This window comes from Pseudoclavibacter sp. RFBG4, assembly GCF_002931515.1.
In the GTDB taxonomy this organism is placed as follows: Bacteria; Actinomycetota; Actinomycetes; order Actinomycetales; family Microbacteriaceae; genus Pseudoclavibacter.
In genome coordinates, this window is sequence record NZ_PSYC01000037.1 from 1 (window position 1) to 15,540 (window position 15,540).

Below are 15,540 nucleotides of genomic sequence, written 5' to 3' on the forward strand. Positions count from 1 at the left end.
GAGATCGACATCAGCGAGAGCTAGCACTTCCATCGGCCGCCTGCCGCCTCGGCGAACGCTGCCTGCGTCTTCAGTGCCCGAGGTTCGCCTTGAGCACGGAGATGCCGACGCCGACGAGGGCGAGGCCGATGCCGGCCGCGAAGGTGCGGAAGGAGGGCTTCTCGCCGCGGATGCGCTGGATGGTGAAGCCCATGCCGGCGAGACGCACGATGATGACGACCTCGGCGATGGTCTGCGCCGTCTCGCCGTCGATGACACCGAGCGCGGCGACCCCGAGGATCGCCGCGGGGATGGATGCGGCAGAGGCGATCGGGACCGCATCCCGCAGCTCGTGGAGGAATTTGAGGTGCGCTGTGCGCTCTGGTCGGTTGGCGGCGCGTGTCGAGTGGCCGACGGCGTCGGCGATGAGGTGCGCGAGCAGCGTCGTGCCGCCCGTCGCGAGGACCACGATGGCGCCCTCTCCCGGGTTCTCGCCAGCGTGCACGAGTCCGAGGAGCGTCGCGAGCACGATGATGTTGCCGTACACGTACGCCGTGAGGCGGCTCGCGGCGCGCTCCCGAGGCAGGTCGTCCTTGCGGCGCAGGATGGCGGTGGTCATGGGGACAGACGCTAGCCCAGCCGCGGCCTAAACTGGGAGAGCCGCGATCGCCGTCGGCAGGAAAGGACGCCTCGTGTCGGAACGTGCAGCGACTCAGAAGCTCGACATCGCCGTCATCCCGGGTGACGGTATCGGCCCGGAAGTCGTCGCCCAAGCGCAGCGAGCGCTCCGCGCCGCCCTCCCGGAAGGCGTCGAGCTGAGCCTCACCGAGTATCCGTTCGGAGCGGGGCACTACCTCGAGACCGGCAACATCATCTCCGAGGCGGAGCTGCACGCGCTCGCCCAGCACGACGGCATCCTGCTCGGCGCGGTCGGGGGAGACCCCGCAGACGAGCGCCTCGCGGGCGGCATCATCGAACGCGGTCTGCTGCTGAAGCTGCGCTTCGCGTTCGATCACTACATCAACCTGCGCCCTGGCGCGATCTCGCCCGGTGTGAAGACCCCGCTGAGCGACCCAGGCGAGGTCGACTTCGTCGTCGTCCGCGAGGGCACCGAGGGGCCATACGTCGGCAACGGCGGCGTGGTCCGTGCCGGGACGCCGCACGAGATCGCGACCGAGGTCTCCGTGAACACGGCCTACGGCGTGGAGCGCACCGTCCGCTACGCGTTCGAGAAGGCGCAGTCGCGTCCGCGCAAGCACCTGACGCTCGTGCACAAGAAGAACGTGCTCGTCAACGCCGGCGTGCTCTGGCAGCGTGTCGTCGACCGGGTCTCCGCCGACTACCCGGACGTCGCCGTCGAGTACCTGCACGTCGACGCTGCTACGATTTTCTTCGTCACGAACCCACAGCGATTCGACGTGATCGTCACCGATAACCTGTTCGGCGACATCGTGACCGACCTTGCCGCAGCCATCACCGGCGGCATCGGGCTGGCGGCCTCGGGGAACATCAATCCCGAAGGCGAGTTCCCCAGCATGTTCGAGCCCGTCCACGGCTCGGCTCCAGACATCGCGGGCCTCGGCAAAGCCGACCCGACGGCGGCGATCCTCTCCGTCGTTCTGCTGCTCGAGCACTTCGGACTCTCGGACGCAGCCGCATCCCTCGAGAGCGCCTGCCGCGCTGACCTCGCATCCCGAGGTGGAACGGCCAGGAGCACCTCCGAGATCGGCGACGCCATCATCTCCCGACTGACCGCGCAAGGAACCCACGCATGAGCGACACCAGCAGCACCCAGCCCGGCACGACGACGCAGGCCGCCGTGGCCGAGGGAGCCTCCCTCGAGTTCACGATCGAACGCAACCCGGCTCCGGCTTCCGCCGAGGTCAGGGACGCGGTGCTCGCCGACCCCGGGTTCGGCAAGCACTTCACGGACCACATGGTGATCATCGACTGGACCCTCGCCGAGGGCTGGCACGATGCCAGAGTCGTGCCGTACGGGCCGCTGCAGGTCGACCCCTCGTCCGCTGTCTTCCACTACGGCCAGGAGATCTTCGAGGGGCTCAAGGCCTACCGGCACGGCGGGGGAGACGTCTTCGCGTTCCGGCCGGAGCGCAACGCCCGCCGCCTGCAGAGCTCCGCACGGCGCCTCGCGCTGCCCGAGCTGCCCGAGGAGCTGTTCGTCGAGTCGGTGCGCCAGCTCGTGCAGATCGACGAGCAGTGGGTTCCGGCGGCCGGCGAGGGCAAGACCCTCTACCTGCGCCCCTTCATGATCGCGTTCGAGAACTTCCTCGGCGTGCGCGCGGCGCAGACGGTGCGCTACATGGTCATCGCCTGCCCAGCCGGCTCCTACTTCTCCGACCCCACGCGCCCCGTCGACATCTGGCTCTCGCAGGAGTACTCCCGCGCTGGCGCGGGTGGCACGGGGGCCGCGAAGTGCGGCGGCAACTACGCATCGTCGCTGCTCCCGCAGGAGGAGGCGTACGCGAACGGCTGCGAGCAGGTGCTGTTCCTCGACGCGGCGGAGAACACGTACCTCGAGGAGCTCGGCGGCATGAACATCGTGCTCATCAAGTCGGACGGCACGATCCTCACGCCGCTGAGCGACTCCATCCTGCCAGGCATCACGCGGGACAGCGTCCTCGAGCTGTGCGAGCGGGCCGGTCGGAGGATCGAGCAGCGCCGCATCACGATCGACGAGTGGCGCGAGGGGGTCGCCGACGGCACGATCGTCGAGGCGTTCGCCTGCGGCACTGCGGCCGTCATCTCGCCGATCGGCAAGGTCAAGTCGCCCGACTTCACGATCGAGAACCCGGTCATCACGCAGGATTCGGTGAGCATGCGCATCCGCGCCGAGCTCACGGGCATCCAGAACGGCGAGCTGCCCGACCTCATGGGCTGGACGCAGCGCCTGGCCTGAGGGCTGGCGGACCGGAGTGATCGGACGGATGGCGGGCTGACGCGTGGTCTACGGCTGGGCTGCCCGCAAGGGTGCTGACTACCAGGAGCAGGCGATGGCCGCGCCGTCGAGGCGAGGCTTCGTGCTGCTCACGGTGCTCGAGCTCGGCCTGGCTGCCCTGTTCGCCGGGGTCCTCACGGCCGGGCAGTTCTGGCTGGCGCCGGTGGTGCTCGTGGTCGCCACGCTCGCGGGATGGGCGACCACGAGGTTCCTCGTGCACGTCTCGGCGTGGCTGCGGCGGGTGGTGGTGATCTCGGCGGTGCTCGGGATGCTCGCGCTCGGGGTGCTCGCGAGTCCGGTCGCCGGCATGGGGCTGCTTGCGCTGTTCGCGTTCGCGGGAGGCTGGTTCCTGACGTTCGCGGTGGCGCCGTCGCGCGCCGTCCGCTGGCGTGCGGTGACGCGGGGTCGCCGCTAGCTCGTGTAGTGGAGCGCCATGTAGGAGCCGCGCAGCAGCTGCACCTCGAGGACAAGCTGCCGGAAGGTCCAGGCGCGCGGGGGCCGGCAGGTGATGAGCGACATCGGTCCGTCTCGCAGCTCGAGCAGCTCGATGCCCTCGATCTTCAGCTCGGTGTCCGGGCGTGCCCTCGCGAGCAGCGCGCGAACGCCGTCCTCGTCCATGTCGGTGTCGCGGGGAGCGTCGAACTCGAACGTGAGCTCGTGGATGTCGACGAACAGCGAGTCGGTGTCGTCGAACTCGTCGCGCCGCCCGTCCTCGCGCTGCTCCTCGCGGTACACGTAGCCGAGCACGTCGTCGCCGGCTGGCATCGTGACGATGAGGCCGCGGCCGGGTTCGAGCTGCTGGCGCAGCGACCGGCAGACGTGGGCGAACGCGAGGTCCTCGACGTCGAGGACGTCGACGGTGATGTCGACGGCTCCGTCGTCGCCGAGCTCGACGCCGTTGGGGAGGGTGTACGTGTTCGCCATGCCGTCAGTCTCCCAGAACGGCGGGGTGCGGATGCGCGCGGCGCGTCACGCGCCACCGGCGCGCAGCCGCCTGGCCGCCCCGGCGAGCCACAGCTGCACGCCCTCCGACATGATGCGCGGGTCGAGGCCGGAGATGGCGGCGATCTGGTCGAGGCGGTAGCGCACCGTGTTGCGGTGGGTGCCGAGCTCGTCGGCGACCTGCGCGATCTGGCCGGAGTGGGCGAAGTAGGCGTCGAGGGTGGCGAGCAGCATCGATCCGTGCTCGGCGTCGTGGGCTTCGAGCGGCCCGAGCACTTCGGCGGCGAGCTCCAGCACGGGCACGTCGCGGCTCGCGAGCAGCAGCGAGGAGATGGACAGGCGTGCGGAGGTGGCGACGTCGATGTCCTTCGGCGCGTTGCGCAGCGCATCCCGGGCCTCGAAGTAGCTCCAGCGCAGGGCGAGGGAGGCCGGGTAGAGGTCGCCGATGCCGACCCGCGCTGCGATGCCCGCCGAGCGGGCGAGGCCGATGAACGCCTCGGCCGCGTTCGGCATGCGCGTGCGCTCCGGCGCGATGATGAGGAGGCGGCCCTCGAAGACCGCGGACACCGACGACTGCAGTTCGGCTGGCAGCGGCAGCGCGGTGAGCTCCGCGGTGCGGCGTTCCTCGGTCTCGGCGACCAGCACGCGTGCGGCCTGACCCGTGGCCACGCCGAGCGCGGTCAGGCGCCGCTCGGCGTCCTCGATCGTGAACTTGCCGCGGATGAGGTCGTGCAGCACGTGCCCAGACGCGTCGCGGGCGGCGCGGACGCGACGCGTGTCCTGGATGAGCTGCAGGCTGAGCAGCGACCGCGCGTAGTTCACGAGGCCCTCGTTGACACGGGGGTTCGTGATGTGGAGGGTCGCCCCTGCCGACTGGCCCGTGGAGATGGGGAGCGCATCCCACCCCGTGACGGCCTCGTCGTGCACGTCGAGGCTGCCGGCGAGCAGCTCGCCGAGGCGGGTCACGGCGACGTGCGAGCTCGTCAGCCTGGCGAGCCTCGCGGCGAGCCCCGTGATGCCGCCGTCGGAGAGCAGCGACGTCACCAGCTGCTGCTGCTGGCGGTGCTCGCTCTCGAGGCGCGAGTGCTGCTCGTCGGTGCTCGCCTGCGTGACGACCTTCGTGAGCGCCGCGAACGGCGTCTCGTAGGCGACCTCGAAGAGCGGGAGCCCGGCCTGCTCGGCCGCCGCTATGAGGGCGGCCGGCACGGTGTCGTGCGTGAAGCCGGTCCCGACGCCGAGCGCGACCGTGTCCGCCTCGACGAGGGACTCCACGAACGAGCGGTACGCGCGTGTGCCCCGCAGGCGCATCCCGGTCGTGAGCACCAGCTGTCCGCCCGTGAGGAACGGCTGCGGGTTGAGCAGCTCCGTCGTCGCCACCCACTCGATGCTGGCGCGCAGCGCCTGCGGCTCGCCCGTGTGCAGGGTGAGGCCCAGGGAACGGTTCGCGAGGAGCGTGTCGACGGTGGCGAGCATGCCCCGATTCTAGACATGCCCTAGACGGATGCACAGAAGTGGTCAGACCGGTCGTGCGCGTGCCCATTCGTCTCGCGGTGCAGAACCGCGTAGCCTTCAAGCCATACCAAGAGGTCGAACCCCGAGGAAGGAAGCACCGTGACGGAGTTCCGCATTGCCCAGGAGCGCAAGCTCGAAGGCGCCATTCCAGGCCCCAAGTCGCAGGCCCTGACTGCGCGTCGTGAGGCGAGCGTCTCCGCATCGCTTGTCCCCGCAGTCCCCGTGTACGCGGCTGACGTCGACGGCGCCATCATCCGCGACGTCGACGGCAACCAGTTCGTCGACTTCGGTGCCGGCATCGCCGTCACGAACGTCGGCGCATCCCACCCCCGTGTCGTCGCGGCCGTGCAGGAGGCGGCAGCGCACTTCACGCACACCGCATTCGGCATCACCCCATACGAGGGCTACGTCGCCGTCGCCGAGAAGCTCATCGAGATCACGCCGGGCGACCACGCCAAGAAGGCCGTGCTCCTCAATTCCGGCGCGGAAGCCGTCGAGAACGCGGTCAAGATCGCCCGCCACTCGACCGGCCGCAACGCCGTCATCGCGTTCGACCACTCGTTCCACGGCCGCACGAACCTCACGATGGCCCTCACCGCGAAGAACATCCCGTACAAGGACGGCTTCGGCCCGTTCGCGCCCGAGGTCTACCGTGCGCCCATGAGCTACCCCTACCGTGACGGCCTCACGGGCGCCGAGGCGGCGGCGCGCACGATCGACGTCATCGAGAAGCAGGTCGGCGGCAAGAACGTCGCGGCCATCATCATCGAGCCCATCCAGGGTGAGGGCGGCTTCATCGTCCCCGCCGATGGCTTCCTCCCCGCGCTCGTCGAGTGGGCGAAGGCCAACGGCGTCGTCTTCATCGCGGACGAGGTCCAGGCCGGCATGTGCCGCACCGGCGCCTGGTTCGCGTCCGAGCACGAGGAGATCGTGCCCGACCTCGTCACGATCGCCAAGGGCGTCGCGGGCGGCATGCCGCTGTCGGCCGTCGTCGGCCGCGCCGAGATCATGGACAGCGTGCACGTCGGCGGGCTCGGCGGCACCTACACGGGCAACCCGGTCGCCACGGCCGCCGCGCTCGCCACGATCAGCATCATGGAGGACGAGCAGCTCGCTGCCCGCGCCCTCGAGATCGAGACGATCGTGAAGACGCGCTTCGAGGCGCTCAGCGCCGAGCTCGGCGAGAACACGATCATCGGCGAGGTCCGCGGTCGCGGCGCCATGCTGGCGTTCGAGTTCGTCGAGGCCGGCACGGCGACGACCACGAAGAAGCCCCACCCGGCCGCCGTCAAGGCGATCGTCGCGGATGCGCTCGGCCAGGGCGTCGTGCTGCTCTCCTGCGGCACCTACGGCAACGTCGTGCGCCTCCTCCCGCCGCTCACCATCACGGACGAGCTGCTGAACGACGGCCTCGACGTGCTCGAGGCGGCTATCCGCGCTCAGGCGTAGAACGCCCGCGCCCGTCTCGGGCGCGCATCAAGCCGCCGGGGGAGACCCCGGCAACAGAATCTCGACGCCCCGGCACATTCCGCGCCGCCGGGGCGTCGAGGTATTTCCGGGGGTACCCGCTCGCCGCCGCCCTGGCGCCCCAGGGCGAACGCCCCAAACAACACAGACCTCGGGCAGATGCAGCTTCGTCTCGCGATGAAGCTGCATCTGCCCGAGGTCTGTGCCGGGGACGCGTGTCTGCGCCGGCCGGGTGGATGCGCCGGGTGGATGCGGCGGGTGGATGCGCCGGGCGGGTCAGGCCGCGGGGGCCTGCTTCGCCTTGCGCTGCGCCTTGATGGTCTTGTAGGCGTTCTGCCCGGCGATGAACAGCAGGTACGCGCCGAAGAGGATGCTGCCGACCATCGGGTCGATGAGCACGGCGCACCACACGCCGAGGAGGCTCGTGAGCGCGGCCGTCAGCCCGATCGCGGCGGCCGCCTTCAGGTCGACGTTGCGGCGCCGGGAGTTGCCGATCGTGCCCGTGATGGTGGTGGGGATCATGACGAGGAGGCTCGTGCCCTTCGCCTCGAGGTCGCTCGAGCCGAACAGCAGCATGAGCGCAGGCACGAGGATGACGCCGCCGCCGACGCCGATGAGCCCCGAGATGATGCCGGTGACGAGACCGAGCGCGACGAGCATGAGTGCCGTGAGCGCCGTCATGGTGACCTCGGCGTCGCGGCTCGGCACGGCGAGGAACAGGGAGACGGCGACGCCGAGCAGGAACACGATGAACATCCACCGGAGCACGATGAGCGGCAGCTTGTTGAGGAGCCACGATCCGATCCAGGCACCGGCGATTGCGCCGACGATGAGGATGAGGCCCGCGAGCCAGTTCACGGAGCCGGTCAGGACGTAGCCGACGACGCCGACGATGGCGGGCGGGATGATCGCGGCGAGCGACGTGCCGGCGGCGAGGCGCTGGTCGAACGCGAGCATGGCGGTCAGCGCGGGCACGATGATGGTGCCGCCGCCCACGCCGAGGAACCCGGAGAGGAAGCCTGCCGCGAGGCCGATCGAGATGAGCACTATCCAGTCGCGGCGGGTCCTGGTGGTGGCGGGCGTGGTCATGGAGCTCCTAGGTTCTGCGGTGTTCTGCGCCGAGGTGGGCGACGGCTTCCGCGAGGGCGCGGATGCCGAGGGCGACGTCGCCGAGCGATACTGCCTCGTCTGGGTGGTGGCTGACGCCGTCGGGGTTGCGCATGAAGAGCATCCCCACGTCGGTGATGGCGCCGATGGCCATGCCGTCGTGTCCGGCTGGGCTGAACAGGGTCGTCGGGTCTTCGGTCCGGCCCGAGCCGAGGATACTCCCGTCCGCGGCGGTGCCCGGCACGAGGGTGGAGCGGATGCCTTCGCCGACGACGTCCTGCAGCAGCGGCGCGCAGAACAGCGCTGGGGCGTTGTGCACTTCGCGGGTGTGCCAGCGCAGGCGCCTGCGGCCCATGATGTCGTCGAGCTCGCGGGAGATCTGGTCCCACACGCGGTCGCGCTCGCCGTCGAATTCTCCGCGCAGGTCGAGGCTGAATCTCGCCTCGCCCGGAACGATGTTCATCGCGCCGGGGAACGCCTCGAACTGGCCGACGGTGCCGATGATGTGGTGCTGGGTGGAGCAGATGCGCTCGACGGCGAGGGCCGCCTCGCTCGCGCCGAGGAGCGCGTCGCGGCGCATGTCGTACGGGGTGCCGCCGGCGTGCCTGGCCTCGCCTTCGACGACGAGCTGGAAGCGACGGGCGGAGGCGATGGAGGAGACGACGGCGAGCGGTTCGCCGCGGGCGTGCAGCTCGGGCCCCTGCTCGATGTGCGCTTCGAGGTAGCCGACGAGCTCGCTCGGCCTGCGGGCGGCTTCCGAGACGCGGCCGGGGTCGAGGCCAAACTCGAGCGCGGCTTCGTGCAGGGTGGTGCCGTCCGGGTCCTCGAGTTCCCACCAGGCGTCGTCCCACGTGCCGGCGACGGCGGAGGAGCCGAGGAGCGCCTTGCCGAAGCGCGCGCCTTCCTCGTCGGAGAACGCGGCGACCTCGAGCCCGAAGCCGAACGGGGAGCGGGCGGGGGCATCCACCCCACTCGTGTCGTCGTCGCGGCGCTGGAGCAGGCGCACGACCTCGATGGCCATGAGCACGCCGACGATGCCGTCGTAGCGTCCGGCGTCGACGACCGTGTCGAGGTGCGAGCCGAGCATGAGCACGGGCGCCTCCGGGTCCGCCGCGGGGAGGAGGCCGAGCTGGTTGCCTGCCGCGTCCTGCCTGGTCTGCAGGCCGACCTCGCGCATCCACTCGGCGGCCAGCCGGTTGACGCGCGCGTGCTCGGGGGAGAGGTGCACGCGAGTGATGGCACCTGGGGTGGAGGTGATGCGCGCGAGCTCGTCGCAGCGCGCCATGACGCGGCGCGCGGCGAGCTCGAAGATGGCGGGTTCGAGGGCGCCCAGTCGCGTGGCCGTCATTCGGCGGCTCCGCGGGGGCTGTCGGCTGCGCGGAAGACGTCGGCTGCGGCCTCGACACCACCGCCGGTCGGCACGGACGCGCCGTATCGGCGCAGCACGGCCTCGAGCGCGGCGAGCGTCGTGAGCACGGTGTCCTTGCGGGCGTTGTAGCCCATCGTGCCGAGGCGCCACACCTTGCCGTGCAGCGGGCCGAAGGAGGTGCCGATCTCGATGCCGAAGTCGTCGAGCAGGTCCTGCCTTGCCGTGTCGCCGGGGACGCCTTCCGGGATGACGACGGCGACGACGTTGTTCATCTTGTGCGCGACGTCGCCGAAGACCTCGAGCCCGAGCGCCCGGACGCCGGCGAGCATCGCGGCACCGGCGACCCGGTGGCGTTCGATGACGGCGTCCCGGCCCTCGCGCAGCAGGACGGCCGCGCACTCCCGCGCCGCGTAGAGCATGGAGGTGGCTTCCGTGTGGTGGTTGAGGCGTCTGGGCCCCCAGTAGTCGAGGATCATGCCGAGGTCGAAGTAGTTGGAGCGGATGAAGTCGCTCGCGGACTCGTCGCCCGTCTCGCGGATGCCAGCCTCGACCCGGCTGCGGGAGCGGATGACCTCGACGGCGCGCTCGGAGAGGGTGATGGGCGCCGAGCCGCTCGGGCCGCCGAGGCACTTCTGCAGGCCGGCGGTCGCGGCGTCGAGGCCCCAGGCGTCGGCGAGGAACTCGTTGCCGCCGATGGACGCCGTCGCGTCGGCGTAGAAGAGCACGCCATGCTTCGCGCAGACGGCGCCGACCTCGTCGAGGGGCTGGTTCATGGTGGTGGAGGTGTCGCCCTGGACGAGGGCGAGGAGGGTCGGCTTGACGCGGACGATGGCCTCCTCGATCCGCGAGACGGGGACGACCTGCCCCCACGGCACCTCGATGGTGTGCACCTCGGCGAGGGCGCGCTCCGCGATCTCGGCGAGGAGGTGGCCGAACCGGCCGAAGACGGGGACGAGCACCCGGTCGCCTGGCCGGATGAGGGAGACGAGCGCCGCCTCGATGCCGGAGCGGGAGGTGCCGTCGACGAGCACGGTCGCCGTGTTCTCGGTCGCCCACACCTGCCGGTACAGATCCTGCGTCTCGTTCATGGCCTGCGTCATGAACGGGTCGTACTGGCCGACGAGGGTGCTCGACATGGCGCGGAGCACGCTCGGGTACGCCGAGATGGGGCCGGGCCCCATGAGGAGGCGGGCTGGCGGTTCGATGGGGAGGATCGCGGTCATCTGCTTCATTCTCTCGGTGCTCACGCGCTCGTCGCGGCGCGGCTGGTGGCTCTCGGGGTGGGGGCTGCGGCGGATGCGAGCCGGCGGCCGAGTCGGACGAGCGCCAGGTCGGAGCCCGCCCGCGACACGAAGCAGACGCCGACGGGCGCGGCCTGCGCGCTGCTCGTGGTCGGCACGCTGAGGAGCGGCGCGGAGAGCGCGGGCAGCCCGGCGACGGCGGCCGGGGTGGTCATGCGCAGCGTCGCGGTGCGGATGGCGTCGATGCTCGCTGCATCCGCGGCTCGGCTCGGCGCTGCCCCCGGGGCGGTGGGGAAGAGGAGCACGGCGTCGTGGGCGAGTCGCTCGAGGCGGGCGCTCAGGGGAGCGAGGGCGTCGCGGGCCGCCTGCTCCTGCGCCTCGGTGATCTGCGAGGCGGCGAGGAACCGGGCAGCGACGGCGGGGCCCGTGGCGCCGGGGTGCGCTTCCAGCCATGGGCGGTTGTTGCGCCAGGCCTCAGCGCCCTGCACGATCCGGAACGGCTCCTGGTAGCTCGCGAGCTCGCCGATCGAGACCCGCTCGACCGGCGCAGCCACGGCTCCGCGCTCCTCCAGCTCGCGCAGGAACGCCTCGAAGGCGGACACGGTCTCTGGCGAGGCCGCGGCCAGCACCTCGGCCGGCACGACGAGGCGGCCGGGGAGGTCCTCGCCGCGCTGCCCCGCCGCGCTCGCGGTGGACTCCGAGCTGTCGTAGGAGAGGCACCAGTCGGCGACCCGCTGCAGGGTCTCGCCGTCGCGCGTGAGCCATCCGACGGTGTCGAACGACTGTGCGAGCGGCAGGAGGCCCTGACGTGGCACGAGGTCGTGTGTCGTGCGCAGGCCCCACAGCCCCTGATAGGAGGCTGGGATGCGCACCGATCCGGCGGTGTCGGTCGCGAGGCCGATGTCGGCCTGGCCGTTGGCGACGGCGGATGCTGGCCCGCTCGAGGAGCCGCCGGGGAGGGCACCGGGGACGGCGGCGTTCGGGGGAGTCCCGAAGTGCGCGTTGTCGCCGGCGATCGAGTACGCGAACTCGTCGGTGCGGGCGATGCCGCGCAGGGAGGCGCCGCCGCGCAGCAGGTCCCTGACGGCGGGCGCGGTCCTCGTCTCGGCCTTCGCGGAGTCGAGGTAGCTGGGGTTGCCTGCGCCGATGCGGTAGCCGCGAATCGCGAAGAGGTCCTTCACGGCGACGGTGAGCCCTTCGAGGGGGCCCTCCCACGCGCCTTGGAAGAGCGGGTCGCCGACGGTGCGCCAGATCGAGCGGTCGAAGGCGCGGGGCCTCGGGGTCACGTGCGCGGCCGTGATGCGCCAGCCCTGCGGCAGCTGCTGCCAGAGCTGCGTCTGCAGTCCGAGCCCGCCGGTGGCGAAGCGCGAGGTGGAGACGAGGAGCGCTACGCCGTCGGCCAGGGCCCGGTACTCGATGCGCTCGATGGTGCGCTTCGCGACGCCGCCGCGCTGGGCACGGAACTCGCTGATCTGCTCGTGGCCGACCAGCAGGCCGCTGTCGTCGCCGCGAAGCGTCCCGTCTCCTGGCGCGAACCAGGCGTCGAGCTCGTCGAGGTCGTTGCTCTGCACGGCCCGCTCGTAAGCTTCGAAGGCGGCGAGCAGGGCGGCGGGTGGGGTTCCGTCCGCACGCGTCGTCTCTGGGGCGTTCTGCTCGACTGAGGTCACGCGGGTGCTCCTGTTCCGTTCTGCGGTGCCGTGCCAGCCGCCACGTCGGCGAAGTCGGCCTCGCGGATGCGGGCGTGCACGCCGCAGACGACGTCGACGACCTGCGAGATGTCGAAGTCGGTGGCCGCCGACAGGTACGCGTAGGCGAGGTGCTCGTCCATGCCCCACCGAGCCTGCAGCAGGTCGACGGCGGCGCGCACGCACTTGCGCATGGCCGCGTTCAGGTCTGGGTCGAGGCCGGTCGGCACGAGGTACGAGGGGGTGCGCACGAGCGGACCGGTGAGGTCGCCGAACTCGCTCCGCGCATCCGCCGCCGGAACGACGTCGAAGGTGAGGGTCGCACGCAGCGAGGCCTCGAGCGCCGTGAGGGCGACCTCGCCGTCGCCCTGCGCGAAGTGCGGATCGCCGACGTAGGCGAGCGCGTCGGGGACCTGCACGGGCAGGTAGAGCACGCTGCCCTCGGTGAGCAGCTTGATGTCGATGTTGCCGCCGTGCGGGCCCGGCGGCACGGAGTGCGGGCGTGCGTCTGCGGCGGGAGCGACGCCCATCGTGCCGAGGAACGGGGCGAGGGGGAACACGACGCTCCGTTCGCCGCCCTCGGTGAGCGGCATGGTGCCGACGAGCTCGCCGCCGCGTTCCTCGACCGCGGCGAACACGCTCACGGTCTCGCGGTTGCGCGGCAGCACGCCGGGCAGCGCGCCCTTGCCGTGCCGGTTGGAGATGACCCCGTATGGCACGCGAGGCTCGAGCTTCTCGACCGTGATGCGCAGCAGGTCGCCTGGCATGGCGCCCTCGACGGCGATGGGGCCGGTCACGACGTGCGGGCCGTCGTTCGCCGGGTCGCGGGGCGCGTGCTCGGCGATCTCGATGGCGTCGAGCAGCACGGCATCCGGATGCACGCCGTGCGCCGCGAAGAACGCGGCGGGGTGCTGTCCCTGGTCGGGCAGCAGGCCCTCGTGGCTGACGGTGTCGATGACGACGCTCGCCCCGGGCCGCACGGTCAGCACGGGGGTATCGCGCGCGCTCGGGAGCCTGCCCCAGATCGAGGTCGAAGCTCCCGACGGCAGGTAGTTCGCGCCCTCAGGCAGGCGTGCGCCCGGCTGCAGGATGGGGAGCGGGGCGAACGCCGGCGTGGCTGCGCCGACGCCGTAGCGGTTCGCCGCGGGAGCCGCGGGAGCTGCGGTGGGAATCGTGGTCATGCTGCCTGCTCCTCGTCGAGGTCCAGTCGTGCGGGGTTCGCCGCCGCGAGCACCTCGCGGCCCAGGCGGGACGCGAGCCCGGCTGCCCGCGTGTAGATCAGCTCGCCGTGCAGGTAGGTCGAGTCGACGACCCCGTGCATCCGCGCCCCGTGCCACGGACTGATCTTGGTGCGGTACTCGAGGGTATTCTCCTCCAGCGTGTGCTCGAGGTCCGGCTCGAAGATCGCGAAGTGGGCCGGGACGCCGACCGCGATGAGCCCACGGTCCTCGAGGCGCACGAGCGCGGCCGGTCCCGTGGTGAAGAGGGGCAGGATCGCCTCCAGTGGGATGCCGCGCCGCCTGGCCTCGGTCCACACGGCGGTGAGCCCGGTCTGCACCCCGGCGATGCCACCCCACGCGGTGCCGAGGTCGGGCCCCGCCTTGAGCTCGAGCGTCGCGGGGGAGTGGTCGCTGACGATCGCGTCGATCGTGCCGTCGAGCACGCCGGCCCAGAGCGCGTCCAGGTTCGCGGAGTCGCGGATGGGTGGGCAGCACTTGAAGCGCCCGTCGCCGTCCGGCACCTCCTCGGCGCGAAGGCTCAGGTAGTGCGGGCAGGTCTCGATCGTGATGCGCACGCCGTCGGCCTTCGCCTCGCGGACCAGGTCGAGGGCCTCGGCCGCCGACACGTGCACGATGTGCGCCCTGGCGCCGGTGCGCCTCGCCGCGGCGATGACGGCGCGGATCGCCTCGACCTCCGCGACCGGCGGCCTCGACGCGACGAATTCGGAGAAGACGGGGCCGGATGCCTCGCTCAGGTGCGCTTCGAGCTCGGCGTGCGCGATCAGGAGCCCGTCGACCTCGGCGAGCTCCTCGAGCGCCTGCTCGAGCTCGGGGAACGAGAGGTGATCGAACTCGTCGATGCCGCTCGGCGCGAGGAAGCACTTGACGCCGACCGCCCCCGCCGCGAGCAGCGGACGCAGGGAGCCGAGGTTCTGCGGGACGACGCCGCCCCAGTAGGCGAGGTCGACGGCCAGCTGGCCGGAGGTCGCCGCTCGCTTCGCGTCGAGCGCCTCGACGCTCGTCGTGACGGGCAGCGAGTTGAGCGGCATGTCGACGACCGTCGTGACCCCGCCGGCGGCGGCGGCGGCCGTGCCCGTCGCGAAGCCCTCCCAGTGCGTGCGGCCCGGCTCGTTGAGGTGCACGTGCGTGTCCACGAGGCCAGGCAGGAGCACCTGGGTGTCCGGCAGGACGACGTCGGCGTCGTCGTCGAACGGGGCGATGGCGGCGATGGTGCCGTCGCTGACGGACACCGTCGCCGGCGAGAAGCTGCCGTCCAGGAAGACGCGTCGCGCGGAGATCCTCATGCGATCGCCGCCGAAGGAACCCGCAGCTGCCCCTGCGGCGCGGCCTGCGCCCGGGAAGGTCGTGCGTACTCGTCCCGCTTGCTCGTGCCGACGCCCATGCGCGACATCGCCGCGACGAGCCCGACCGATGCGGCGACGCCGTCGACGACCGGCACCCCGACCCGCTCGGAGAGGCGAGCGCACAGGTCGGCCATGCCGGCGCATCCGAGCACGACCGCGTCGGCGCCGTCCTCCCGGACGACTCGCTCGCACCACGCGGCGATGTCCTCGAACGCCGCGGAGCCGGTCTCCTCGAGCGCGAGGACGGGGATGCCGGTGCCGTACGCCGCGACGCACGCGCGCTCGAATCCGTACCGCTGCACGAGGTCGTCGGCGCGGCCGAGCGTGCGGGAGAGGGTCGTGACGATGCCGAACGTGCGCCCCGTGAGCGCCGCGACGTGCATGGCCGCCTCGGCGATGCCGATGACGGGCACGTCGACGAGCTCACGTGCCGCGTCGAGCCCCGGGTCGCCGAAGCAGGCGATGACGTAGCCGTCGCTGCCGCCATCCGCGAGATCGCGCTCGACGAGCTCGACGACGACGGAGGCCGCCCGCACCTCGTCGAAGTGGCTCTCGATGGCCTCCGGGCCCTCACCGGGGGCCGGGCACACGGCGACGATGTCGACGGCGGGGCCGGCCACGGCCCTGGCCGCTGCCGCGACCTTCTGCGTCATGGCGACGGAGGTGTTCGGGTTGATGAGCGTGATGCGCATGCTGGG

At 71.6% G+C, this 15,540-nt stretch carries 14 protein-coding genes; 4 read left to right on the top strand and 10 right to left on the bottom strand.

The features are described 5' to 3' along the window. Positions 1-70: 70 nt before the first annotated feature. The gene (locus tag C5E10_RS14255; protein ID WP_104332210.1) at positions 71-598 is read right to left on the bottom strand and encodes a hypothetical protein; all 528 of its coding nucleotides are present in this window, start codon (positions 596-598) and stop codon (positions 71-73) included. Positions 599-671: 73 nt separating this feature from the next. Here C5E10_RS14255 and C5E10_RS14260 point away from each other — a divergent pair, with 73 nt between their 5' ends. From C5E10_RS14260 to C5E10_RS14270, 3 genes are read left to right on the top strand one after another with little or no spacing between them, the layout of a single operon-like run. Continuing rightward, entirely contained in the window at positions 672-1,754 is a 1,083-nt protein-coding gene (locus tag C5E10_RS14260; protein WP_104332211.1) for a 3-isopropylmalate dehydrogenase, read from the top strand. Next, on the top strand, positions 1,751-2,896 hold the full coding sequence (locus tag C5E10_RS14265) for a branched-chain amino acid aminotransferase (protein WP_104332212.1): 1,146 nt from the start codon (positions 1,751-1,753) through the stop codon (positions 2,894-2,896). Before C5E10_RS14260 ends, C5E10_RS14265 begins: the two co-directional genes overlap by 4 nt. Positions 2,897-2,939: 43 nt before the next feature. Then, on the top strand, positions 2,940-3,350 hold the full coding sequence (locus tag C5E10_RS14270) for a hypothetical protein (protein ID WP_104332213.1): 411 nt from the start codon (positions 2,940-2,942) through the stop codon (positions 3,348-3,350). Here the strand turns inward: C5E10_RS14270 and C5E10_RS14275 are convergent. Together C5E10_RS14275 and C5E10_RS14280 are read right to left on the bottom strand one after the other, a co-directional pair. Continuing rightward, positions 3,347-3,859 carry a hypothetical protein gene (locus C5E10_RS14275; protein WP_104240444.1) on the bottom strand — a complete coding sequence of 171 codons (513 nt, stop codon included), beginning with the start codon at positions 3,857-3,859 and terminating at the stop codon, positions 3,347-3,349. The two genes, C5E10_RS14270 and C5E10_RS14275, sit on opposite strands and share 4 nt — an antisense overlap. Before the next feature lie 45 nt (positions 3,860-3,904). Continuing rightward, the gene (locus tag C5E10_RS14280) at positions 3,905-5,350 is read right to left on the bottom strand and encodes a PucR family transcriptional regulator (RefSeq protein ID WP_104332214.1); all 1,446 of its coding nucleotides are present in this window, start codon (positions 5,348-5,350) and stop codon (positions 3,905-3,907) included. Positions 5,351-5,488: 138 nt separating this feature from the next. Here C5E10_RS14280 and gabT point away from each other — a divergent pair, with 138 nt between their 5' ends. Continuing rightward, positions 5,489-6,838: a 4-aminobutyrate--2-oxoglutarate transaminase gene (gene gabT, locus C5E10_RS14285; protein WP_104240446.1), complete on the top strand. Its 1,350-nt coding sequence runs from the start codon at positions 5,489-5,491 to the stop codon at positions 6,836-6,838. A 294-nt stretch (positions 6,839-7,132) separates the two neighbouring features. On the opposite strand, the gene C5E10_RS14290 is transcribed toward gabT, so the two are convergent. Genes C5E10_RS14290 through C5E10_RS14320 form a run of 7 tightly spaced genes read right to left on the bottom strand, consistent with a single transcriptional unit; the run spans position 7,133 to position 15,534 of the window. Next, positions 7,133-7,945 carry a sulfite exporter TauE/SafE family protein gene (locus C5E10_RS14290; RefSeq protein ID WP_104298345.1) on the bottom strand — a complete coding sequence of 271 codons (813 nt, stop codon included), beginning with the start codon at positions 7,943-7,945 and terminating at the stop codon, positions 7,133-7,135. A gap of 7 nt (positions 7,946-7,952) precedes the next feature. Beyond that, a complete protein-coding gene (locus tag C5E10_RS14295; protein WP_104332215.1) occupies positions 7,953-9,311 on the bottom strand; it encodes a Zn-dependent hydrolase in 1,359 nt (452 codons plus the stop codon). Continuing rightward, entirely contained in the window at positions 9,308-10,555 is a 1,248-nt protein-coding gene (locus C5E10_RS14300; RefSeq protein WP_181062783.1) for an alanine--glyoxylate aminotransferase family protein, read from the bottom strand. The genes C5E10_RS14295 and C5E10_RS14300 overlap by 4 nt, the downstream gene beginning before the upstream one ends. A 20-nt stretch (positions 10,556-10,575) precedes the next feature. Beyond that, positions 10,576-12,240, bottom strand: coding sequence for an AtzH-like domain-containing protein (locus C5E10_RS14305; RefSeq protein WP_181062784.1), 1,665 nt, complete (start codon positions 12,238-12,240; stop codon positions 10,576-10,578). After that, on the bottom strand, positions 12,237-13,439 hold the full coding sequence (locus tag C5E10_RS14310) for an acetamidase/formamidase family protein (RefSeq protein WP_104332216.1): 1,203 nt from the start codon (positions 13,437-13,439) through the stop codon (positions 12,237-12,239). The genes C5E10_RS14305 and C5E10_RS14310 overlap by 4 nt, the downstream gene beginning before the upstream one ends. After that, entirely contained in the window at positions 13,436-14,782 is a 1,347-nt protein-coding gene (gene allB / locus C5E10_RS14315; protein ID WP_104332217.1) for an allantoinase AllB, read from the bottom strand. Before allB ends, C5E10_RS14310 begins: the two co-directional genes overlap by 4 nt. Next, a complete protein-coding gene (locus C5E10_RS14320; protein ID WP_104332218.1) occupies positions 14,779-15,534 on the bottom strand; it encodes an aspartate/glutamate racemase family protein in 756 nt (251 codons plus the stop codon). The genes allB and C5E10_RS14320 overlap by 4 nt, the downstream gene beginning before the upstream one ends. Positions 15,535-15,540 lie beyond the last annotated feature (6 nt).